Source organism: Nostoc sp., from assembly GCF_036917395.1.
Taxonomy (GTDB): Bacteria; Cyanobacteriota; Cyanobacteriia; order Cyanobacteriales; family Nostocaceae; genus Nostoc.
This window is the reverse complement of record NZ_JBALDI010000033.1, coordinates 15,749-40,551: the sequence shown is the minus strand read 5'-3', so window position 1 is coordinate 40,551 and position 24,803 is coordinate 15,749. Positions and strand designations below refer to the sequence as shown.

Here is a 24,803-nt window from a genome sequence, read left to right as displayed (position 1 = left end):
TAAGGCAAAATTTAACATCTTCCAGACATCGTGCTTCCTTTGCCAATAATGTAAAGAAATATTTCGCCAACAGCATCCGTTGCTACTCACGCCCCGATTTAGACAAAAAACACCCATAAAAGAGCATCAAATGTATATATAGAAAGACTTCGACATCGTTTTGGTTACTTTATTCATATATCTGGGTTTGGGCTATTTTTGAGTATTTGGTGTGTTTCCTTTACTCTGCATGGGTTTAAGGCTTGTTTCTCCCTCAAAAATGTTTAAGTCCCCTTAGGTAATATGTTCTTGCAGCAAAATTGCTTGGATGCAGCTCTACAAGAATATGCAGAGGCAATTAAAGTTAATCCCAATTTTAGTGAAGCTTATTACAACTTAGGGTTAGTGTTGCACCGACAAGGAGAAAAAGAAGCAGCGATTACGGCTTATCGCCAGAGCCTTGTGATAAATCCCACAAGCGTAGCAGCGCTGTATAATTTAGGTTTGGCGCTGTATGAACAATGACAGCCAAAAATCCCAAACGAATTGTGCGAACAACAGTCATAATTCATTTAAAATTTAAATTCAAAAACTCAATCATGCTAGGTATCCCGGAAACATGCGGTATGCAAGTGAGAGCAAAGGCAGCTTATTAAGGTAAAATCAGTAAGTTTTTCTAGGCAAGAGAAACTGGAGTTTATTATCCCTGCAAACCGAAAGTCTCTATTTTAGATAAAAACACACATGGTAGCCTATCTGTATGTTTTTATTTAATTCGGCTTTGTCTTAACACTGCTTTTTTCATGAGTGCAACACTTTACCAGCAAATCCAGGAATTTTACGATGCTTCCTCCGGGCTGTGGGAACAGATTTGGGGCGAACACATGCACCACGGCTATTACGGCGTCGATGGTACCCAGAAAAAAGACCGCCGTCAGGCTCAAATTGATTTAATCGAAGAACTGCTCAATTGGGCAGGGGTACAAGCAGCAGAAAATATCCTAGATGTGGGTTGTGGCATTGGCGGCAGTTCTTTATACCTTGCACAAAAGTTTAATGCTAAGGCTACAGGAATTACACTGAGTCCTGTGCAAGCCGCGAGAGCAACAGAACGCGCCTTAAAGGTTAATTTGAGTCTCAGAACACAGTTCCAAGTTGCAAATGCTCAAGCAATGCCCTTTGCTGACGATTCTTTTGACTTGGTTTGGTCGCTGGAAAGCGGTGAACATATGCCAGATAAAAAAAAGTTTCTCCAGGAATGCTACCGAGTATTGAAGCCTGGTGGCAAGTTAATTATGGTGACTTGGTGTCATCGACCAACTGATGAGTCCCCACTAACGGCGGATGAACAAAAACACTTGCAGGATATTTATCGGGTGTATTGTTTGCCTTATGTGATTTCTTTGCCAGAGTACGAAGCGATCGCCCATCAACTACCATTACATAATATCCGCACTGCTGATTGGTCAACCGCTGTCGCCCCCTTTTGGAATGTGGTGATTGATTCTGCATTCACTCCCCAAGCGCTTTGGGGCTTACTAAATGCTGGTTGGGCTACCATCCAAGGGGCATTATCACTGGGATTAATGCGTCGCGGTTATCAGCGTGGGTTAATTCGGTTTGGCTTGTTGTGCGGCAATAAGTAGGGGCGCACAGTTAGCTGTGCGCCCTTACACCGTGGTGTATCTACTTTTGTCCGCCCACTTACTTAGTAAGCTCAAAGTTACAGGTTTGATTAAATACCAAATAGGAGCTTTTCGTATTCAGCAAGCGCCCGTTTGAAAGTATATTTGCTTTCGTATACTTGACGTGCTTTCTCTCCCATCAACTTAACTTTTATACTATCACTAGCTAATTCATTGATTAAATTGGCAAGGTGTTGAGGGTTATTAGGAGGAGTATTAATACCGCAACCAGAATTTGTTAATAATTGGTCAATGTATGAGTTTGCTGAGGAGATAGCAATAATTCCTCTTCCTGCTGCTAACATACCGTAGAGTTTAGAAGGAGCTACTATTGATTCTGCGCCCGGTATTAAGCTGACTAATGAAAGGTCACAAGCGGTAAGAGAGAGGTGTAGTATTTCTCTGGGCTGGTAAGGTAATAAAAGGATGTTTTTTAGTTTATTGGATTGAATTGCTTGCTTTAATACTTTTGTCTTAACCCCATTACCAATAAAGACAAACTGAATAGGAGCATTTTTAAGTATATTGGCCGCTTCAACAATGGTTTCTATATCATGCAATCTACCCAGATTACCTGAGTATAAAACTGTAAAAACCTTGTCAAGGTTATACTGTTGAGCAAAATAATTTGCTTCTTTATCACAACTAATAATATCTTCTACTGCCCAATTCTCAATTACTTTGATTTTTTCTTTTAACTCCGGATATTTATTCTCCAAAAAACACTGCATGGAAGTACTGAGGACAATAATATTGTCAGCATATTTGTAAGTTAAATAAATTAATTTTCTAAAAAAGATAACTGAAAAGCTATTTTGCTGAATAATGCCAGACATCACAGCAGATTCTGGGAAGATATCTTGGAGTAAAAAATGATATTTTCCACCACAAACAATTTTAAAAATAGTGCCTAATATGCCAGCATATGGTGGATTAGAAGCGATTAAAAGTGGCGTAGTGCGAGGTAGTAACATCACATATTTTAAAGCATCTAAAAGAAAAAATATTGAGCTAATAATTTTACTTAAAATGCTAGTGCTGGCTGCAATAGGAGAGCAGGCACGGTTGATTATGGCTTGATTTGATAATTCATAAGTAGTGTCTTTTGCCTGAGTCTCTGTGAATATATTTACCTGATAGCCTTTTTGGGAAAGTCCTTTGGCTAAATCGGTCATTAGTTGAGCAGTAGCAGCATGGCTAGGGTAGAAGTATTGAGTGATAATTGTAATTTGTTCCATGTATTTATTGCGGAATCATCAAAGAGCTAATCCAGATTTTTTACGTCTCAGTTCTATGATTTTGACTACTATCATAAATTCATACATGGCATAGAGGAGACAGAAAATAAAAGCCGTTATTCCTTCTAAAAAACCTAATCTTAAAAAATACATCTGTATAAATCTGATAATGGGGCGTATAAACCAAAGTTTAGCTGCTAATAATCTAAGTTTTAGTTTGCGTTCAGTTCCTAGAGCAGATGCTTTGCCTGTTTCCAGAAATTCCACAACTTTTTCAGCATCCCAAGAAGAATAACGATCGTGCCGTTCTAACCAATCTCTGAATCCTTTAGAATTAGCATAATGATCGTAAGGAATATTAATTTTGCCAACTTTAGCACCTGAAGCCAAGTGTTCCCAAACACCACCTGTAAAAGTTACTTCTCCTAGTTTGAGTAAACGGGAATGCCAATTAGGATATCCTTGTGTAAGCTTGAGCCATTTCCCCCAAAATAGATAACGCGCAGGCAGTTCATAAGCATTATATTGTTGATTATTGGCAGAACATACACGCTGAATTTCTGTTGCTAAATTGGATGGAATAACCTCATCAGCATCTATAAATAGCACCCATTCACTCTTTAAATTACAATTTTGTAAAGCCCAGTTGCGCTGCTCAGAAATTTTGAACGGTGGAGGTGAAATATGAGTAAACACTTTGGCTCCCAGTGATTCTGCCAATTGTATTGTTCCGTCAGTGCTGCCTGAGTCTACAACAATAATCTCTTGACACCACTGCAAAGAGTTTATACATCGGTTAAGATTGCAAACTTCATTTTTAGTAAGAATAGCTGCACTAATATCTGAATTCATAGGTAGTTATTCTCTTGTACAATAGAAGTAACCAAGATGTTTGTGATCTGCTCGCTTCACTATAAAGCCCTGTGATTGTAAAATCTTCTCTAGTTCATCTGGATCACCTTTATCTGGATGATATTCTAATGCCATACTTTTAACAGCTTGAGTCCAAGATAAATCTCCTTGGAATAAATAGAATTCACCACCTTCAACGTCACATTTCAAAAAGTCACAAGTTCCTACAGTTTCTATGTATTCATAAATATTAAATTCTTGTATTTTAGGATTGGATTTCAATAAGGATTGTGTCCAATCATCATAGAATCCACCAACTACGGCACATTTAACTACTATACGATTTTCATATAAATTTTGTTTAACATTATGTTTAATGATATTGAGAAACTCTGATTGTGCTTCTACTGCATAAACTTGTGCTTGAGGCGCTTCGGCAAGTGCAAATATTGTAAATGCTCCACCATTTGCTCCTAAATCTAGTATGTATTTTGCATCTTTTAATTCACGTATTTTGGTGTAACATAAGTGACCATATATTTCACGTATAACTCCAAAATCAATATTTTTGAAATAAAGTTTTTTATCATTAAACGTTATACTAAATGATTCCTTTAAACTTTTATCTAATACTCCTAGACTTTTGGTTTTTATTAAAATATTAAAATATTTTGTTATTCCTGATATCCAACGAATATATAAAGATAAAGGTAAAAGTTTTTTAACTAACAGTAGCTCATTAGAGAAACGATATAAATTATTAAGCACAATGGTTCTCTCTGATACTAGTATAATAATTTGTTGTGTGTAGAGAAGTTTTATCAATGGATAAAATATTTTCTATCCATGCTCTGGATTTAAATTTTAGGGTTTGCATTTTGCTAGGAAATTGAATCAATTCCCCAATAGCCTCAGTCCACTCTGATGCGACTCTAGAACGCACCCTCCCTATGCCACCTTCAGCTACCTCATCATGTAGTCCCACTTTGTCGGAAATTAAAACAGGACATCCACAGGCTAGAGACTCGACAACGACATTACCAAAATTTTCATGACGGCTGGGCAAGACAAACAAGTTAGCAGCAGAGTATATTGCTGGCAGTTTCTTAGGTTCGCATCTTTCTAGAAAGATAACTCTGTCTAATAAGTTTGCAGATTGAAAATGCTGCTGTAGTTTTGCTTTAGTACCATCATCATCGCCACCTACAAAAACCATCCGCCAGTTGAGATGTCGCAAGGCTGCTAAAGCCTGAGGTAATAAATCTAACCCTTTTTTGTGGTGGAGACGGCCTACATTCAAAAGGATAAAGTCATCTTCACTGAGGTTTTGAGATTTACGCCATGCTTTTGCTGCTTCTAAAGCAGGTTGCCAAAATTCAGTGTTTAAGCCATTAGGAACGATAAAAGATTTTGCTGGTAGTTTTAGCCAACGACACTCCTGTAATTCTTGCTTGCTAGTGTAGTGGATACCAGCTGCATTTGTCATATTGAAGCGTTCTTGCCATAAATAATACAGTATTTTTTTAGCTGTTTTTTGCTGCCAGGAGTAAGGCCCAAGTGCGCCTCTAGGGGAAACAATATAGGGAACACCTTGATTTTTGGCTGCTTTGCAAGCCGCTCCACTGGTACGCTGCCAAACACCTGTGATATGGATAATGTCAAATTCCCTGGCTCTTACTGCTACTGCTTGCTCCATACCTGGGCAATGAATACCAATTCCTGGTTTTTGCTGAAAATATGTGACTTTGACTCCATTACGGATGATTGGCTGGTTGAGGGGCAATTCTGGTTGATTATTTAACCCAGCATTAGAAGTAAACACTTCTACTTGATGACCAAGGGCGGCTAATCCTTCGCAAAGTTGGCTAACACTAAGTACAGGGCCACCGAACTGCCAAGCGGGGGCATAAACGGGGATGTAGTGTAGAATCTTCAGTTGATTTTGCATTATTACCTAGCTATGATTTTGCAGATAAAACCCAAGGCTCGTCAGCGCCCAGTAACGACGAACTTGTTTTGCCCGATCGCCAATTTTTAAATCATGTTCTACTCGGTCAGCATTTAGTTGAAAGCCGTGAGCTTGATTAAGGTGAGTAAAAGCTGCGTGTAAACAGTCTCGCAGAGGCCCGCTTAAATACATTGCATAATCTAAATCGAAGCCTGTTTTCTGACGGTTCAGAGCGTGCTGTAAGGTTGGTGGAATCTGACCAGATAAAAGGGGCTTTTTCTGTTTTTTAGTTGTTCGTTTCTCACTCCAAGGAATTTGCATTACTTTTTCTATATAGCGCCTACCTAAATAGGGTACGCGTAGTTCTTGCTGATTCGCCATTGTAGCCCAGTCGCTATCTCTTAGTAAGGTATTTCTCAGGTAGCCTTTAATTTCACCAAGAGAAATTAAAGTCTCCACATCAAGATTAAGTTTATTGTCTGTTTCATCATCCCAATTTGCCACTGGATTGTAAAAATCTGGTGCTACAGTCCAAAAGTCAGATATTTGCTTAGGCGTAAAGAAACGCCGCGTTTCTCTTAACATTCTGGAAGGTGAATCTATTTGCTGGAATAAAAGATTTAATCTTTCTTGATAAATAGAATTCTTACGCCAGCCCTTGATATTTTCTATCCAAGGCAGAAGTAGAGACTTCATGTTAGCCAAACACTTTCCTAGTTGATATAACTTTGGTATGGAAACAAAATGAGGATAGCCACCATGTAACTCATCCGCACCACAACCACTAAGAACAACGGTTATACCATGTTGTAATGAAGCTCTAGAAATAAGATAAGTATTTGTACCATCTGATGAGGGTTGATCCATTGCTGTAAAGCTATCAACTAACCAAGTACTTAGCGTTTTATGAGATAGATAAGCTACATGATGTTTTAGCTGGAGTTTTTGTGCAGTCATAGCTGCCAAATTACTCTCATCTTTAATAGAGTCTTGTAAATCGAAGGTAAAAGTGGAGAGATGACCTTGCATAACTGGAGCTAGCATACTAGCAAGCACTGTACTGTCTATCCCGGCTGACAAAAATAAACCCACAGGAACATCAGCAATGAGCTGCTCTTTGAGAGTATCTAGCAAAACTTCGGTATGACTTCTGTGAGATGTCGGTTCCCCTATGTGATTGCATACGTGTTGGGCTAAATTCCAATAACGAATAGGGGTAGATATAGTGGCTAAGTCTGTCCGCAAATCAATATAAGCATAATGAGCAGGGGGAAAAGCTTTAATCGCTTGTCGGATAGTCCGTGGCTCTTGGACACTGCCATATATTAAATACTCATAGATACTCTGTTCGTCCCAGTCTGTTGCTACTAATCCAGACGTAATTAATGCCCGTACTTCCGATGCTAAAGCAATGCCTCCGCCGCGAGTTTGAGCATAGTATAGTGGTTTAATTCCAATGTGATCCCGTGCTATTAAAAGGCGTTGTTGAATAGAGTCAAACAATAAAAAAGCAAACATACCGTCTAGGCGTTCTACTATTTGCTCACCCCAGACGCGATAACCTAATAGCAAAACTTCTGTATCACTATGAGAGGTAAACTCTACACCCTGTGCTTTCAATTCTTGGCGTAGTTCCAAGAAGTTATAAATTTCCCCATTAAAAATAATCACATTACCCGTTTTTGCATCTACCATAGGCTGATGCCCAGCAGGACTAAGGTCAAGAATTGCTAAACGAGTATGCAGTAGATGAATGTGGTTTGCTCCTACATTTATTTGCCATGTACCTTGGGAATCTGGGCCTCGATGATGCAGAGCAGCTAATACATTTGATAAATTAAAGTCTTCTCTGCCTATGTAACTGTATATACCGCACATGTGTTTAAGGATTTGATTGGTAGATTGAGCAATATAACTGTGATTATGAGCAAAGTTATTGAGTGATTCTTGAATTGCAATTCAGAAAACTGTTCACACGCTAGATGCTTGCAATATTTGGTCGCAAATCTGATGACACCTCTGCTCAAAATTTTCATAGGAAAAATACTCTAATCCTTGTGGTATTACTCCTTTGGGACACTTTAACGCCTCTAGAATTCCCGCCTTTACTTCTTCTAGATCATCAGGATTAACAAGAATGCCTAGTAAACCATTTCGTACTGCCTCACGACTGCCATCAACTTTACTCGCAACTACGGGAATACCACAAGCCATTGCTTCTAAAAAAACAAAGCCAAATCCTTCTCCCTTACTCGGCATCACATAAACATCTGCTAGGCGATAGTGGTCGGCTTTTTTGGCTTCAGAAATAAATCCTGTGAAAATCACTTTTGCCTGAAGATTAAGTGATCGCACTTTCTCTTCTAATCTCTCTCTATCCGATCCTTCTCCCACTATTAAGTAGGATAAATTAGGAATTATTTCACTCAGTTTAGGCAGCAACTCGATTACTTCATCAAACCCCTTATATCGTTCATAAGAGTCCAAGCGTCCCAATGTCATCAGAACTATCTTGTCCTTCAGTCCATATTGGGAAATAAGTTCAGAATTTTTGTCATCATGCCTATACTGGTCAAGAGCGATCGCATTTGGCAGTAAAAATTGTTGCACTTTGGGTATATTTGCCCAGGATTGAAAGCGATCCAATGTAATTTGGCTGATAGAGACAACAGAATCAACTGCTGGAAGACAATAGTTAACTAGGCTGTTATGAGGCTTCCAGGCTTCGATGCCATAGATTTCTAGAAGGATAGGCGCTTTTGTCCATAGTTTAACTAGCCAGGCAAGTGGTAGCATATAAAGATGACCACAGACAATTAAATTGAATTTGGGGTTGGCTCTGATGGTATGAAAAATGGTACAAATGTAAGCCAACTTACCTTTTATTCCTGAAGTAATATATGTGAGTTTCTGAGGCAAAGTTTCAATGCGATCGACAATGTGCCTTGGAATAGCAACTACCTCATCACAATTTTTGGCACTACAGAGACAGTTAATGAAGTCTCGGTTGTACTGTGAGATACCCCCGCGCCCTCCAAAGGCATCTGTTAATAGAAAAAATATCCTCATTTATTTCAAAAATTTATATAAATTCCTAATTAAAGTCTTTATCAAAAGTGTTAAGCTTACTTTTATATAATTCCTTGCTAGGTTTTTTACTGTTCATTTTTAATTTTTTTTGTTGTTGCTTCTAGCACAAATATCAAAGCCCATATCAACAAACCATCTCTAAGAAAATTGTAAGTTACAACGCTGATGCATCCAAGAATACTTGGAGCATAAAGTACAGAGCAAGTGTAAGCAAAAGATATCCTTAAAGTTATTCTTAGTAATTGTTTTTTTAACCTGCCAATATATCCACCCAGTTTTGTTAAGTAGAAAGACATAATTAGTGAAAATATAAAAACTGCTCCATAACCTCCCCTCTCAAAAGCATCAGCCATAGAAGTTATAGGTGCGTTAGTAAATTGAGTGATATATACACCATATTCATCTCTTAATCTTTCCCCTCCATCATCCATAGGCTCTTTGTCGCCTATAATTTTAGGCATAAATGCTGTTGCAATACGTTCAAAGTTGCGTAACCCAATATAAGATCCAGTCTCAGCAACATGATCGATTACTATTTGTCCTGTAGGCTCTGCGATTCTCGTAAAAGTACTATAAAGAGGATCATCATAATCAGATCCCGTTGCTTCTAAATTTCCAGTGGCAGCTTTACCTATAAGTGTTATACGAGTAACTAGATTTCTAGAGTCACTAAAATCTAAATTTCCTCTAACATTGCCAATTATAATACTAAAAAACAAAACGAATGGGATTGAAATTACAATAACTTTTTTGATATCTTTAGACTTAAGCTTTGAATAAAAGCTTCCTAAAATGGTATAAATAAGCATCCGAATACTCATGCCACGTCCACCAGTTAGACTAGCTATTAGCATAGAGAAAAGCACAATTATTAGATTAGCAATATTTGATTGATTCAGAAGTGGTCGATTTAAGCGAAATCCTAAGAATAGAAAAAATAAATACTGCAATGTACTAAAAGCATTTAAAAAGTATAATATGGTTCCAGGCTCCACTATGTTTCCAATCTCTTGTCTAGAGAAAAAACCACCACTTAAATAATTGATAACCAGAAAAAATATGAAAACTGCACCAGTTATTTGAAATCCTCTAGAGGTTAATTCATTTGTGATTTGTTCATTATGATTTAAGCTTTTAGACTGAGATTTTTTAAAAGGTTCAGCAATTAAAGTACCTACTAAACTTCCCCACATTATTAGGTTAATCAAAACCATTGTAACTACGGTATGAGTACCAATATTGAAGCCTTTTGGAGATAAAAAATATACACAACCTAAGAACCCAATGACCCAACAAATAAATTGACTTATTGAATAGCTTATTGATAGCATCCGAGTTTCCAAACTCCCATCTAATACTGACAAACGCATCATCAGAATTAAAGGGATAGCAGCAAGAATTCCTAAAGACAATTCAAAAAGGTCAAAAAGACCTGGAATAACTGAAAATATTAGTAGAAATACTAATGTTGTGTCTAAATAAGAAAGTTTATTCATTTTTATGAATGTAGTTGTTCTGTAACTTATAATCCTATATCTATTTAGTTGGAGAATAAACTATAATTCGTCAACTTGTAATTTAGACTTTATGTTAATCTTGACTATAGGAATCCATTTGATTTTTGAAAACCCAAGCTTACTGAAAGGTTGCTGGAGAAAACTTTGGTTATCAGTATACCTAGCAAGACTCAAGTCGGATGCTTATAGCTTAAAGATGTAAATTTATAGAAGAGTTTAGTTAGTCTATAACGCACATCTATAGATAAATATTGCCATTGCCATAAATATAGTCCTATCAAAATTATTCCTCCAACTATTGATGCAATTAACGGACTCAACCAATATAGTCCTACAGATATATAAGTCAACCCCACTATGACAACAGCAAAAAAAGCTGAAATAATTTTAGTAAAGAGTAAGTTACCACCCAGACTCCTCAGTTCTATCATGGTGTAAATTGTTGCCATTATCCCTGAACCAATGATTTCACTACAGACTATTGCTATACCGACAGCAACCAAGCCATATTTAGCCAAAAAAAGGCTAGTTATGCCTAAAATAATTGTCGTTTGCACAATTGCAATTGTTGTTTGTGCTTTTATATGATTAATCCCCATTAGATAAATGCTTTGAGGATTACCAAAGTTTTTTAGCGAAATTGACCAAGCTAATATTAGGTAAAGCACCCAATTAAAGCTGATTTGACCTCTTGTCCAATGTAAATATATTGGCTCAATATATGGTAGTGTAATCACTAAGCCAAGATTAATTAATAGGCCCCCTGACCACCAAGCTGTAGAAATCATATCTGCTAATTTTTTATATTCACCTTGAGTATGATAGCGGGTCATCTCAGGTATTAATGACATTGTAACAATTGCAGTTCCTGCTAAAAAAGTATTAGTAAGAGTTCGCATAGTGCTAAGTGCAGGAATAAATGCTGTTCCAATTATGCCAGATACAAATAAAGTTAACCCATTATTTTGTAATTGCAATAAAAATCCTACACCTGTAAGAAAAAACGATTTACAAACATTAGTAAATGCTATTCTCCAACTACCATTAGTCCAAAATGGATAAAGGTTATGAAAGATTTGATACACTTCTATAAAGAAAAATATGTATATAATTAGGGAAACTAAACTGCTAACTATAGAAGCTACCAGTAGTTTTCCTCCTAATATAGCAGTTAATAAAATACTAGTTACTTTAAAAAACTGTGCAATTATTCCCCAGGTGGTAAACCTAACATACATTCCAAGTGGTAAGTAAAGACGAGATAGAATACCCCCAACAGAACCAGTTAATATCCATGTAATTACTAAAACAATAAGTGCAACTCCAATTTCTTGATTTTCTGTTATTACTGAGCTACTTGCTAAAATTTTTTCTATAAAACCAAAAGCTATCATTCCAATTGATATTATTAATTGCAAACAGCCTAATATTCCCGCCATCCAAATACTAGAGGCTAATGTCTGTTTTAATTTTTCTGTGCCAGCTCCAGTTATGTAAAACTTAGTTAACTCGTTACCAACATAGTTTTGATGGCCATTATCAATAGTTTGCAATAAGCTCATAAATGCAGATATCGTAAGCCATAATCCATAACTCTCGACACCCCAAAATTTAATGAGAATTGGGACAATTAAAACAGTCTGAGCCAAATTGAAAGCAAATGAAAAAATATTAATAACAATGCCATTTAAAGCACGTCTTTCTACATTCATACATAAATATCTTGATGGGGTTCATTTCACGGATTCCTGATAAACAAACATTCTCATACTGTATATTTTTTAGATTTAATAAATGTAACATCTTGAGAAATATAGTATTTTGCAATAAATTGGAGGATAACTTTAGTATGATTAGCGATATTTGAAATCTTCTCTAAACTCGACTTTATCCATTTGCCAAAGGAGCGAGCGCCTAACTTGGAATCGTGATTTATCAGTATCTTGTAATTTTTAGATGCTATTAGAATTAATGACAATAGAAAAAGTTTTGCTCTCTGGGCTATAACTTTTATCAAATACAGGGGTTACTTTCTTTGATTTGGATAAAGTCGAGCTAAGTTTTAATCTATTTGATACTGTTTTTAATGACAGCACCCACTGCAATGTGTGAAGCGCATGACATCGACCTTCCATAGGTATTAAAAAGCTTATGAATAGTCTTAGAGTATATCAATCCAAATTTATTTTTTTCTGGTTTTGGCAACACGTATGTATGAGCAATTTTGTTCAAATTAGTTTTAACATTATAAAATCCTACATATTCAAAATATTCTTCTAATAAATCAACAGAACGACGCTTACAATACTCTTTATAGAAAGTAGGATTAATTCGCCAACAATCAATTGGATAATCATGAATTGGCCATACTGTTGGAGTGATTATAACACAAGTTCCATTTGGTTCTAAAATAGAAAATACGTTATCTAATACTCTGATTGGATCAAAAGTATGCTCTAGAACATTAAGAACTAAAATAGAAGGAAACTTTTTTACAAATACTTTATTAATTTCAAGTTTTGAATCTTCAAAATTAGCAACAATATTAACTCCTTCCCCTGGATACATATCGGTTCCAATGTATTTTAATCCGGCATTTTGAAGTAAATTTTTACAATTATTTCCTTCACCGCCACCACCTGCACCAAGGTCTAAACATGGAGAAGAAATCAAACCAGCATTAAGTAATTTTTTAATATATTCAAAATCTGCTCCTATCATTTTATTCATCTCCTGTGTTAGTTTGAAATTAAACAAATACAATTAATTAATATTTTTTGTGTAATTCAATTGTTTTCAATTTAATGAAATTCAATTGCTGTAAGCGAATGCTATCAAGTCGTTTGAGGATAGATAGAATCCTTCTATTATTAATTGGGTGGTAAAATGAAGCCTTTCTGTCTACGAGCAGCCCACCTCTGAGGTAAAGTTTTCAACATTGCCCAGAATGTTTTGCCAAAACCCGTGACTTGATTTATAGCCTTAAGAATAGTTAAAGCCTCTGACAAATATCCTCTAAGAGCAAGTTTGAAGGCAAACCACAGATGAAACTGCATAATGTGCGATGCCCAATTTGGTGCTGACTTAAGATTTATTACATGCGGACTGGCCAAAAGCATCTTTACCATTTCAGATCCTTCTAAGGAAGCGCTGAGATTCTTTCCATTGATAACTGATAGTTGCTCTTGATGAACTCTAATAACTGCTACGTTAACTCTAGAAATTAGAATTGGGCTACAACAAGCAACTCGATATATCCATTGCCAGTCTGCTGCATGTCGCCAGTCTGATCTAAAATCACCAATTCGTTCATAAAGACTCTTCCTAAAGAACATTGCAGTAATATTGCCATTGATACTCCCAAATTTAAGTAATAATGGCACGCTTTGTTCGGGTTGCAAAATTTTTGTTTCCTTAGCTATATAATCATAATAAAAAATTTTGGCATCAGGTAATCTTTCACCATCTGCATCAACTGAATATGTAGAAGATAAGATAAGATTGGCTTCAGAATACTTTTGGATAGCATTTATATTAGTTTCCAAACAATGAGGCAATAAAAAATCATCAGTGCAAAGAATTATTATATATTCACTATTGCAGCGTTTAATAGCTTGATTAAGATTAGCAAAAAGTCCTAGATTATGGGTATTATAGTAAATCTTCACCTTAGATATTGCAGCATATTCTTCTAATAAAGCTTTTGTATCTTCAGAAGAATTATCATCTGCAATAATTAATTCCCAGTTTTGATAGGTTTGCTGTAAAACACTATCAATGGCTTTAGCCAAGTATTTCTTACGATTGTAGACGGGTAAAACAATTGATACTAAAGGCTCTATCATTTTTAAGATAAAATGCATGGTTTTACCAAGCGGACTAGATTAGCACTAATTAAAAAATCATCTTCATTAGTATGTTTATTACATAATTCTCTAAAGTTTTCAGAGAATTCAGTCTTAAATGCTAAAGAATTAGGGTCTAATTGAAGAATTAAATCTTTGATTTTAAAACCTTCTTCTTGAAAAACTTTACAGTATTCTTGAGTACTTAAATGTGAAAATAAATCAAGTTCTACATAACGCCCTCCACTTTGAAAATCCTCATTATTTTGCAAAAATGAGAGGAAATATTTCATATATTGTTCAGAATCTAGCAACAAATGGTTAAACGCATTTCGTAAACCACCGCGCCCAGAAAAATGATCACCGCCAGCACAAAACCATAGAGGTCCGTAGCTAGCATAGAGACTACCTCCTGGCTTCAAAACACGAAATGATTCTTTAACAACTGATTTTAAATCTTGACAGTGTTCAAAAACTGCATCTGACGCGCATAAATCAATTGATTCATCTTTGATAAATGAATGATCTTCCAAAGGAGATTTATAAAACTCAATTTCAACATTTAATAATTTTTTACAATAATGTGTAATTTCACTCCAAGAATCTTTAAATTCAAATAAGTCAGTTGCAAGAATTTTTTTAGGCCTTAATCTTGCCCAAGAAATGACATCCCAGCCAGTTCCAGTTCCTTGAACAAGGATAGTAGCTTCTCTAATTTTGCACAACGCTGACCCCCAAAAACGACGAGTTTCTAAAGGCATTCCACGTCCTGGAAGTACGAGAGATGGTTGAAGATTTTTTAAAGTTTGTGGAGATAAAAATTGACTAGCATATATAGAAAGTAAAGGACGACTAAAAAAATAAAATAAACGCTTAACTATACTTGTCTGATGTAATTTATCTTGCTCTAACCAAGAGATATTATAGTAATTTTCCATAATGGCTACTCAGAACACAACTCTAATATAGTTTTTAATCGGCTTGTATATGTATTTGTATCTTTGATGATAATTTGCATACCAATCTTTCGCATCTGTTCTCTTTCAATAGAATTTTTTAATAACCATTTACACTTGTTAGCTAAATCTTCTGGTGAGCTAAAGAAACCATAATCAGGATATCCTGCTAAGATTTCTCTATGTTCTTGAGTATCTTCATAAATACCACATCCACCACAGGCAGCTATTTCAAATGTTCTCATAGTTGACTCATCTTTATTACGTTTTCTAACAATACCAAGTGACAACTTAGAACAATAAGTGGCTAACCGTAATTCATGTTCAAAAACTGCTGGTAGCTTTTGCCATTTTTTGAGATTCAATTTATGCCAAGCTCTGCCATAAATTTTTAAATTAAATTCATTCAATGAAGCTATAGCATCCAAAAAAGGAATACGTTCACTATCACCTGTACCTATGAAGGAAATATCTGCTTTAAATAAATCTTGCTCAACTTGAGAAACTTTTATCGGTTGGTGACAAAGAAACGCATCATAGCCAAATGGCAAAAAATGAACTTTTTTAACTTCATGTTTAATTAGCTCTGATAATATTTTGGTTTTTGTACTTATAATTAAATCATACTTTTTAAGATTGGATAGAAAAAATGCACTCTTATGGTTGGGATTCCACGGATAATCAGTTAAGTAATTAACAATCTTTGTACCTATTTGAGAACAAATATCGAATACTTCATTTGTTAAAGGAAAAATTCCTGTTACTAAAACGACTTCTGGACTAAACTCATTTATACAATTAACTATTTTTTTATTAAATGACCACCATTCTAAAGGACGTTTTCCTGATATTTTGAAAAATATTTTGCCCCACGAATTTTTCATAGATGGAGCATAGGAATTCCAGCTTGTATCGCTGGTATCAAACAAAATGTTTAACTCTTGAAATGCTCTGATCAATATAGAACCTAATTGATAACTTTCTGAGGTATTGCCAATAATTATTGTTTTATAATTCATGATGAGCATTTGTTAGGCTTGACCAACCATTCATCGCAATCAAATCCATATAAATCTTTATTTATTAACATCATAGAATAGTTGTATTTATGCAAAATAACTTGACAATCATTAACTTGTTTTTTTCCATGTGTAGCTAATAATATAATTGGTCTATGTTCTTGAAAAAATTTCTCTCCACCCTTCAATACATTTACTTCAGCGCCCTCAACATCTATTTTAACTAAGCTAACTAAATTATTTAAATTATGTAACGAATCTAAAGTAATTACAGAAACTTCTAAATCTCCGTTATCTTTCAAATATCCTTGTGCGTGTAAATGAGAACTAGCAAAGTTATTTTTCCCTAATTTGTCACTGACTGCTGCTGAAATAATCTCAATATTATCTATTTTATTCAACTGTATATGCTGATGAATAAACTCAAGATTTCTAGGTAATGGTTCAAAAGAGATTACTTTACCTGTTGCACCAACTAGACGGCTCAAGAAAATACTAAAAAAACCTACATTTGCACCAATATCTAAAACAGTAGTGCCTTCAAGCGATAACTCAGTCATTAACTTCTGCTTATCTGCTTCATATGAGCCTAACCACATTCCATGTACTCCACTTCCCACAATCCACTTCATTCCTTTTGCTGGCCCTTGTAGAATAGGAAGTATAGATTTTGTAGGTAATAAAGATAAAGGAAAACGAATAAGTTTTCCAATTGAATTGTTTGAGCGAATATTACTAAAATTAAATGCAATCATATATTACCTACGCAATTAATTTAATATAAACATTTTTAGCTAACTTACTTGAATTAGGTAATAATTTTAATTTTCTAGATTTTAAGTTAATTTGTAAGATTTCTTGCGAAATTATCTTTGCCAATTCAAGAAAGTTACTAGATGAAAAAATTCTACCAAATTTAATATCTGTGATCAATTCTTTTGCACAACCCACCTTATTACTTACAATAACTCTCAACCCAAAATGAAGGCCTTCATTAACAACTAATCCCCAAGTTTCTCCACTTTGAGAAGGTAAAATTAATGTATCTGCAATTGCATAATATCGACCTAATTCTGACTGATTTTTAAAACCAACAAAAATTGCTCTTTCACCTAGCTGTACTTTTATTCTTCGTTCAAATTCTTCTCTTAATTCCCCATCTCCCACAGCAACAAACCAAATTTTTTCTTTTTCTACTGATGATAGATTTTCTAAGGCATCAGGAATTATTAAAGGATTTTTTGGTGGAAACATTTTACCACAATAAATCAGAACATGGTCTTGTTCTCCAATACCTGCGTTAGCTCGTAAAGTTTCCCTCTGTGGTAGCCAAAAGTCCACCTGTTTTTGAAAAAACTCTGTATCAATGGCATAGTGAGCTAACGTCATACGACTCTTATCTACTCCCATCCGCAAATAATGATTTATAGAATCTGTTCCAATAGGGAAAAAATGAGTAAATTGACGATAGTAAAAAGACAAGAATAATTGACGTATTTTGTCCTTAATATAAGAACGCGATAATGCCTCATCTGTTGTGTCTGCTCTGAGCATTAATTTGTGTCCAGCTAGACATAGCAACAAAGTACTAACGGTAATAAAAGTAGGTGAATAAGCAAAAATCAGTACAGCATCAGGTTGATAGCGATTAATAGCAGTAAAAGCTTTAGCCGCTAATCTGATACCTCTCAAGCCTTTTAAATCTTCCAAATAATTGTGAGATAAAAACTCGTGTTCAAAACCTGCTGTTGGCTGACAATCCCATTGGAAGACTACGCCAAAGTTAGGGTCTTCCCTTAGAATTACCCCATGATTACAACCAAAAAATACTTTTAATTGTAAATTTGGTTGCTGTGCTAACTCACGAAATACAGGTGCAAAATACTGAACTGGATGAGTAAGGAGAATTGCCAATTTTATTAACATTTTATTTACTTTATCCAGTATCTTTTAGGGGTTCTAAATTACTTTTATAAAAAATTAAGTAGTTTAGAAGTTAAAATTTGGTGTTTGTTGAACACCATTGGCATATTTCAAAAAGTAAACAAGAATCCTCTATGAATATTAAAATTCATGATTGAATTCCTAAATCATCCACATTAACTTCATATTGCGCCTATAACTTTATACAACCTAAATCTAGAACAACCTCAGAAAAAACACTGATTTACCCAAATTATTAACCAGTTAAAGCAGTCTTAATCCAGTGATTCTACTTAAGTTAGACTTAATCTTATCCTTCTTCCTAGAATTATTTTCTCTAGTATTTGTATTGGAGTAGTAGTAGCTGTAGTCATTATGATCAGTAGTTACACAATTCACTACCATTCCCAACACAGTCACACGCGAATGTTCTAATAGTGCCTTTGTAGTCTTAGCCGTATCAGAATTAACTACACCAGGACGTGTAACTAGCAAGATTCCATCTGCCATTTTGCCTATAATCGAGGCATCTGCCAGAAGGCTTAAAGGCGGAGTGTCAATAATCACGCAGTCATAATCTTGGGCAGCTTGTTGCAGTAACCCATTCATCCGCTGTGAGTCTAGTAGTGCAACAGGGTTGGGCGGTATGGTGCCAGAACTGAGCAATTCTAGATTTATCACCACTTCCTTGGCAGCTTGTGCTAACGTAGCTTGCCCCACTAAAACATTACTTAACCCCATTAAGTTAGATTGCTGCCACATTTCGTGTTGACGAGGGCGACGCATATCTGCATCAATCAATAGCACTCGCCGTCCCATCTGGGCAGTAGCAATTGCTAAGTTAGCTGCCACAAAAGACTTGCCCTCATGCATCACAGAGCTGCTAACCACAATCACGTTCAGTTCCTTATCAGAAAGGGTAAAACCCAGGTTAGTCTGGAGCATTTCAAAGGCTGCATTAACCGATGAATAAGGGTTATTGAGTACCACTAATTCGGTCATACTCTCACCACGAGCCAGTCTAGCTTTTTGCTCAAAAACCGGAATTGTACCCAACAAGGGATAGTCTAATAATTCTTGGGCTTCTTCTGCTGTCTTCACAGACTTGTCTACAGCTTCTAGCAATAAAGCTGCTCCAATAGCTAAGAAGAATCCTAAAAATCCCCCTAGTGCCAAATTCAAGCTAATACGAGGAGAAATTTTCTTCTTAGGAACTAAAGCCTCAGAAACAATCGTGGCGTTGCCTACATTTTGGTTCTCTACTAATTCGACTTCTTGCAATCTTCTCAGTATTTGCTCGTAGGTTATTTGTGCTACTTGTAACTGTCTTTTTAGCTGTAGCTGTTGTTGTTCCAGTTTGGGTAGGCTTCTGAGACGTGCTTGATAATGTACAAATTCCTTCATCAACACACCAACTTGATTCTCCAATCCCAACCGTTCTACTTCCACTTGCACCAAATTAGCAGTTAGAGTCTGCTTGAGTTCTCCTATTTGTAAATCTTGCTCTGGGATAGGCTGTGAACTACCCAGAGTTTGGGTCACTCTTCCTTCTAACTGCTTTTTGAGAGCTTGTTCTTTACTTAACAAACTAGTAATGACTGGGTGTTCATCGGTAAATTGTGACCTCTCCACTGCTAACTGGTCTTGAACCTTCTGATATTCTGATAGCACTTGTTGTACTGCTTTGGATTGACTTAAGCTGGTGAGTGCCATAGCCTGCCGTGTGTTCAATGCCAATTGATTTTGGAAAGCACTAGAACGGCTCTTAGCATCAACCAACTGCGCGCGTAGTTGGGTTATCTGGCTGGATAAGTCATTCAGCCTTTTGACTCCTTGTATAGCTTCTTCTTCTAGGGAAATAACCTCGTATTTTTCTTTAAACTGACGCAGTCCTGCTTCCGCCTCTGTGACTTTTGCCTCGATTAGAGGTAATTGCTTGCTTAAAAATTTTCGTGCTGCTGTGGCTTCGGAACGGTTAATCCGAACATTATTTTCCAGATAAGCACTCATCAATGTATTGACGATAGCTGTGGCTTCTTGACGATTAGCACTACGGTAAGAAAGTTGTAAAATATCCGTCCCTCGGATACTCTTGATTTTCAAGTTAGGTAGAAAATTATCTATTGCTAATGGTTGTCCCAGATTATCCTTGAGCTGCAACTTAGCAATAGTTTTTTGACTCAGGGGGTAGGAGCGAATGATTTCGGCTTCAGTTTCCAAAGGGTTAGAGAGACTTGTCACTCCACTGAGTTGTCCCAGTTGTCCCACCTGCTCACTTGCACCTGTAAGGGAAGAGACACCACTTTGCTTATTAAAAAGGAGTTTGCCCTCGGCTTCATAAATTGGTTTTTGACTAAAAGTAACCAACACTGTGACTCCTAAGACCGACCCCATAATGGTTATTATCAGTAACCAACGTCTTTTTACAGTCAGCCAATAGTGTTGAAAATTAATCAGGTCTTGCTCGTTTTGATGAGAAGGCATAATTCACCTAATACTCTACATATGGAAACTGTTAAACATTTAGTTGGCTTATTTGTACTGATATAAAGCAGTTCTCGTTTGCATGAAGTACATTTTTCAACCTTACCCCTAACCCTCTCCTTGCCAAGGAGAGGGAAGTGTTTGTGTCAGCAAATTCAGGGTGACGTTCCGACTGTATTGCACCGAAGTGAGAACTGAATATAGAGCAAAGAAGTGGAACAGGAGAGGTAATATAAGTGGATGGGTGTAAATATAATATGGACTGTGATTGCGTTTGCTACGCAAACGCAATCACATATTACTTTTAATTATGCCTACCTACTTATCAACTGGTCTAATGTTCTCTAAAATTGCTCCTTATTGATTGCAACTGGATCTGAATAATCCATAAAGATTTAGTTAAAGATTATCAAGGTTTTTCTGTGAAAAAACCTACGTATTTTTACGGTTTTTTCTTGATTATATTACTTAATTTTTAATGTATAATTTACTATGAATGTTGGTAAAATATTTACCCAAGGAATATTTTAGCGTAGGCGTAGCCCACCGTAGGCATCGCTTGACCACAGCCCCAAGTAAATCAATAAATATATAGTGATAAATGAACAGCAAATTCCGTCATAAGCTTTTTACAGCAAGGTTTAGCGGAATTGAGTTATCATCTGATTTTATGTCTCTCCAGATGTACGGAGCTTTTTCACAAATCAAATCTTAATTGTATATAAATTCAAATATTTACGTAATTTCTACATGGTTGGATAGCTAAAATAAGGATTAAAAATAAAGGGTTAATAAAGATATGGTAAAACACACAAGACGACTTTTTTGATTAAGCTCATGAAACTTGGTTTTTTTAGTAAAACCAGGCTTTTATTTTCGATTGCTTATCATCTAATTTGCTGACGGTTTGTAAATATTTTTAATTATTAAAATTTAACACAAAAATTTCATGTTAATTATTGCTTGCATCTAGTTTTATTATATCTATGCTGTAATTTTTCTAATTCTTACTAATCTCTGCAAATGACTATTACTCTTGCTATTGGCAAAAAAACCAAGAAATTCTCTCAAACAGATAATCTTCTCTGTGTATTACTGTTATTAGGGGATGTAATGGGTTTATTATTAAGTTTGTATCTCTCTTTAAGGTTACGATTAAATCAGAATTTGAATACTTTTGATCCTTTAATTTATTTATTTTTTTTCATAGTTTTCGCAGGGCTGTATTTAGCAGATACTTACCATCCAGATACCCAAATAGCAGGGTTACGCGCTCCATTTCGGATTTTGATTAGTAATGTTGTTGTTGGTAGTATTATTGCAGCTCTCATTTACTTTACTGGTGTTTGGGGGAAAGATCTGGTCTTGAAACGAGGAATTTTGCTCCCCAGCTTAGGCATATTTACCATCTGGGCTATGGGATCAAGAATATGGGCAGCCAAGTGGGTGCGATCGCAAGCTCAACACAGCCGTTGGCTAATTTTGGGTGCAAGTAAAAAAGCCATTTTATTTAGCAAAACTTTTTTAGAACACAGTTCATTAGGGCGCTTGGTTGTTCTAGCAACAGCAGAGCCAAACATCAATGAGTTAGCAAAAAGTAATCGAGTTTTTGTGGGGAGCCTCAATGACTTACCCCAATGGAGTCAACAACCTTGGTCAGGGGTAATAGTAACAACCCCAATGGAATTATCTGGTGCAGAGATACAGCAGTTGATGCAGTTACGTTTATCTGGTGTCTCTATCTATGGGATTCCCGATATTTGTGAAACCTTGTGGCACAAACTTCCCTCATTTCTACTTCAAGATAACTGGCTGGCTTTTGGTGCTGGTTTTAATTTAGCGGGTGACAGCATTAATCAAAAGCTCAAGCGGTTATTAGACATTATTCTGGCATGTTCATTATTTCTGTTTTTATCTCCACTGATGTTGCTAGTAGTACTAGCAATTAAGTTAGATAGTCCAGGTCCAGTGTTATACACACAGATGCGGACTGGTTTGGAAGGAAAGCCCTTTAGAGTTTACAAATTTCGTTCCATGTATCAGGATGCCGAAAAACGGGGAGTGCAGTGGGCGAACGAACGAGATCCTCGGATTACTAGATTCGGACGCTGGTTACGCTTGACTAGAATCGATGAACTACCACAGATTTTAAACGTTCTCTGGGGAGAAATGAGCCTCATTGGCCCCCGTCCAGAACGGCCAGAATTTGATATCAAGCTGCGACAAGAAATTCCCTACTATGACTTACGTTATGTCATCAAACCCGGAATCACAGGCTGGGCGCAGGTAATGTATCCCTACGGCGCATCAGTAGAAGATGCTTACGAGAAATTAGCTTACGACCTCTACTACATCAAAAATTATTCCCTAGCTTTGGATTTAGCGATCATCTTCAAAACCATTCGGGTAGTATTACTGGGTAAAGGCAGATGAATAAAAAAATCTTAGTTACTGGTGGAGCAGGATACATTGGCTCGCATGTGGTTTGTAAGTTGGGCGAAGCAGGTTACGATGTTGTGGTGTATGACAATTGTTCTACGGGTTCAGCCCAAGCAGTATTGCATGGTGAGTTAATTATTGGTGATTTAAAAGATTTAGAATGTCTCTGTCAGGTATTTTGTCAGCATCAATTTACGGCAGTTTTACACTTTGCTGGCAGTCTGAACGTACCCGAATCTGTTTCTCGTCCCCTAGACTATTACGCTAACAATACTCGCAACACCTTGAATTTACTCCGTTGTTGCAGCAACATGGGTGTGAACCAAATTATCTTTTCCAGTACAGCAGCTGTCTATGGACAACCAGAAATGAGTCCTGTTACTGAATCTACACCAGCTGAACCTATTAACCCCTATGGGCGATCAAAACTTTCTTGTGAATGGTTGATTCGTGACTATGCAAAGGCTTCTGATTTACGTTACGTAATTTTACGATACTTTAATGTTGCTGGAGCAGAACCTGGTGGGCGATTGGGGCAGATGTCAAAAGGAGCATCTCATTTAATTCGAGTTACATGTGATGCTGCACTCAAACGCAGACTAGGAGTAAAAATTTTTGGTACAGATTTTCCTACACCAGACGGAACGGCAATTAGAGACTACATTCATGTTGAAGACTTAGCAGCAGCACATTTAGATGCTTTAACCTATCTAGAGCAAGGTAACGAAAGCCAAACTCTCAACTGTGGTTATGGACAAGGATACAGTGTCCGTCAAGTTATCGAACGGGTTAAGGTTATTTCTGGGGTAGATTTTCCGGTTATTGAAACAGAACGTCGCCCTGGTGATCCTGCTTGTGTGATCGCTAGTGCTGATAAAATCTCTAAATTACTGGGTTGGCAACCAAAATATAATGACTTAGATCAAATTGTGTACACTACCCTAGCTTGGGAAATGCATCAGAAAGATTTGATGGTGACATCCTCCATACACTGATTCTGAGTATCGAATCAGTGTCAGTAAACCAAAAAGTTTTTCCTGAAAGGCGATCGCTATTAAGCAAAAAAGAAGCATCAGATGTAATCTAGGAACATCTGGTTTGATGTTCTTAGTGATACATCATCAGTTAAAGTCCTGTACTAGTCCAATTTATTAATTGTTAACGACTCGTTGTTGATATTCCTGCTCAGTGATCATATCGAGAGTGTTCTCTAGACGATCTACAAATACGATACCATCGAGGTGATCGAACTCGTGTTGAAAAATCCGAGCGATAAAATCGGTTAATTCTTGCTTTTGTAAGTTGCCTTGACAGTCAGTGTATTCCACTTCAATAGATTTATACCGAGGAACTAACCCCCTAATTCCTGGAACACTTAAACAACCTTCCCAATCTTTGACAACTTCAGTTGAATGAGCAATGATTTTGGGATTAATCATGGCAGTAGGTTGCATTTCTGGGGCATTGGGGTATCTGGCATTAGGACGGGAAGCCACAATAAATAAACGATAGGATTGTGCTACTTGAGGCGCAGCAATCCCCACACCGTTAGCCTTGGCAACAGTGGCGATTAAGTCTTCAATTAATTTCTGGATATGCTCATCTTGAATATTCTCAACCCAAGCAGCTTTTTGGCGCAATGTTGGATTGCCTAATTGAATTATTGGCGCTAATTCAGTCATGATAAAAACTCCTTTTGGTAATGGGGCATTGGACATTAGGAGTATTCCTAACTCCTAACTCTGCTAATTTAAGATTTTGAATTTTGGATTTTAAATTGAAGGAAAAATCTAAAATCTAAAATCTTAAATCCAAAATTGAATGACTC

General features: G+C 36.3%; 19 protein-coding genes and 1 pseudogene. 4 read left to right on the top strand and 16 right to left on the bottom strand.

Going from position 1 to position 24,803, the window contains the following annotated elements:
• Positions 1–273: 273 nt before the first annotated feature.
• A pseudogene (locus V7K46_RS12700) lies at positions 274–501 on the top strand (tetratricopeptide repeat protein); the annotation flags it as partial.
• Between the two features lie 281 nt (positions 502–782).
• Positions 783–1,625, top strand: a complete 843-nt coding sequence (locus tag V7K46_RS12695; protein ID WP_335113556.1) for a methyltransferase domain-containing protein — start codon at positions 783–785, stop codon at positions 1,623–1,625.
• A gap of 89 nt (positions 1,626–1,714) precedes the next feature.
• Here the strand turns inward: V7K46_RS12695 and V7K46_RS12690 are convergent, their stop codons facing one another.
• The 15 genes from V7K46_RS12690 to V7K46_RS12620 form a co-directional block, all read right to left on the bottom strand.
• Complete coding sequence (locus V7K46_RS12690; RefSeq protein ID WP_335113554.1) at positions 1,715–2,902, bottom strand: glycosyltransferase family 4 protein; 1,188 nt, start codon at positions 2,900–2,902, stop codon at positions 1,715–1,717.
• Positions 2,903–2,920: 18 nt separating this feature from the next.
• A complete protein-coding gene (locus V7K46_RS12685; protein WP_335113552.1) occupies positions 2,921–3,754 on the bottom strand; it encodes a glycosyltransferase family 2 protein in 834 nt (277 codons plus the stop codon).
• A 6-nt stretch (positions 3,755–3,760) separates the two neighbouring features.
• Positions 3,761–4,522: an FkbM family methyltransferase gene (locus tag V7K46_RS12680; protein ID WP_335113550.1), complete on the bottom strand. Its 762-nt coding sequence runs from the start codon at positions 4,520–4,522 to the stop codon at positions 3,761–3,763.
• Entirely contained in the window at positions 4,515–5,702 is a 1,188-nt protein-coding gene (locus V7K46_RS12675) for a glycosyltransferase (protein WP_335113548.1), read from the bottom strand. The genes V7K46_RS12680 and V7K46_RS12675 overlap by 8 nt, the downstream gene beginning before the upstream one ends.
• Positions 5,703–5,708: 6 nt before the next feature.
• On the bottom strand, positions 5,709–7,580 hold the full coding sequence (asnB, locus tag V7K46_RS12670; protein ID WP_335113546.1) for an asparagine synthase (glutamine-hydrolyzing): 1,872 nt from the start codon (positions 7,578–7,580) through the stop codon (positions 5,709–5,711).
• 93 nt (positions 7,581–7,673) lie between these two features.
• Positions 7,674–8,771: a glycosyltransferase family 4 protein gene (locus V7K46_RS12665; protein WP_335113544.1), complete on the bottom strand. Its 1,098-nt coding sequence runs from the start codon at positions 8,769–8,771 to the stop codon at positions 7,674–7,676.
• A gap of 86 nt (positions 8,772–8,857) precedes the next feature.
• Positions 8,858–10,288, bottom strand: a complete 1,431-nt coding sequence (locus V7K46_RS12660; protein WP_335113542.1) for a hypothetical protein — start codon at positions 10,286–10,288, stop codon at positions 8,858–8,860.
• Between the two features lie 191 nt (positions 10,289–10,479).
• Positions 10,480–12,021: a lipopolysaccharide biosynthesis protein gene (locus tag V7K46_RS12655; protein WP_335113540.1), complete on the bottom strand. Its 1,542-nt coding sequence runs from the start codon at positions 12,019–12,021 to the stop codon at positions 10,480–10,482.
• Between the two features lie 355 nt (positions 12,022–12,376).
• Positions 12,377–13,030 (bottom strand): methyltransferase domain-containing protein, encoded by a 654-nt coding sequence (locus tag V7K46_RS12650; RefSeq protein ID WP_335113538.1) that lies wholly within the window; start codon positions 13,028–13,030, stop codon positions 12,377–12,379.
• Between the two features lie 149 nt (positions 13,031–13,179).
• Positions 13,180–14,172: a glycosyltransferase gene (locus V7K46_RS12645; RefSeq protein ID WP_335113536.1), complete on the bottom strand. Its 993-nt coding sequence runs from the start codon at positions 14,170–14,172 to the stop codon at positions 13,180–13,182.
• Positions 14,157–15,092 carry a class I SAM-dependent methyltransferase gene (locus V7K46_RS12640; protein ID WP_335113534.1) on the bottom strand — a complete coding sequence of 312 codons (936 nt, stop codon included), beginning with the start codon at positions 15,090–15,092 and terminating at the stop codon, positions 14,157–14,159. The genes V7K46_RS12645 and V7K46_RS12640 overlap by 16 nt, the downstream gene beginning before the upstream one ends.
• A 5-nt stretch (positions 15,093–15,097) precedes the next feature.
• Positions 15,098–16,129: a CgeB family protein gene (locus V7K46_RS12635; protein ID WP_335113532.1), complete on the bottom strand. Its 1,032-nt coding sequence runs from the start codon at positions 16,127–16,129 to the stop codon at positions 15,098–15,100.
• A complete protein-coding gene (locus V7K46_RS12630) occupies positions 16,126–16,884 on the bottom strand; it encodes an FkbM family methyltransferase (protein ID WP_335113530.1) in 759 nt (252 codons plus the stop codon). Before V7K46_RS12630 ends, V7K46_RS12635 begins: the two co-directional genes overlap by 4 nt.
• A 7-nt stretch (positions 16,885–16,891) precedes the next feature.
• Entirely contained in the window at positions 16,892–18,055 is a 1,164-nt protein-coding gene (locus tag V7K46_RS12625; RefSeq protein WP_335113528.1) for a glycosyltransferase family 4 protein, read from the bottom strand.
• 261 nt (positions 18,056–18,316) lie between these two features.
• Positions 18,317–20,536 (bottom strand): GumC family protein, encoded by a 2,220-nt coding sequence (locus tag V7K46_RS12620; protein ID WP_335113526.1) that lies wholly within the window; start codon positions 20,534–20,536, stop codon positions 18,317–18,319.
• 1,023 nt (positions 20,537–21,559) lie between these two features.
• Here V7K46_RS12620 and V7K46_RS12615 point away from each other — a divergent pair.
• Together V7K46_RS12615 and galE are read left to right on the top strand one after the other, a co-directional pair.
• Entirely contained in the window at positions 21,560–22,969 is a 1,410-nt protein-coding gene (locus V7K46_RS12615; RefSeq protein WP_335113524.1) for a sugar transferase, read from the top strand.
• Complete coding sequence (galE, locus tag V7K46_RS12610; RefSeq protein WP_335113522.1) at positions 22,966–23,970, top strand: UDP-glucose 4-epimerase GalE; 1,005 nt, start codon at positions 22,966–22,968, stop codon at positions 23,968–23,970. Before V7K46_RS12615 ends, galE begins: the two co-directional genes overlap by 4 nt.
• Positions 23,971–24,126: 156 nt before the next feature.
• On the opposite strand, the gene def is transcribed toward galE, so the two are convergent.
• The gene (def, locus tag V7K46_RS12605; RefSeq protein ID WP_335113520.1) at positions 24,127–24,657 is read right to left on the bottom strand and encodes a peptide deformylase; all 531 of its coding nucleotides are present in this window, start codon (positions 24,655–24,657) and stop codon (positions 24,127–24,129) included.
• Positions 24,658–24,803: the final 146 nt, after the last annotated feature.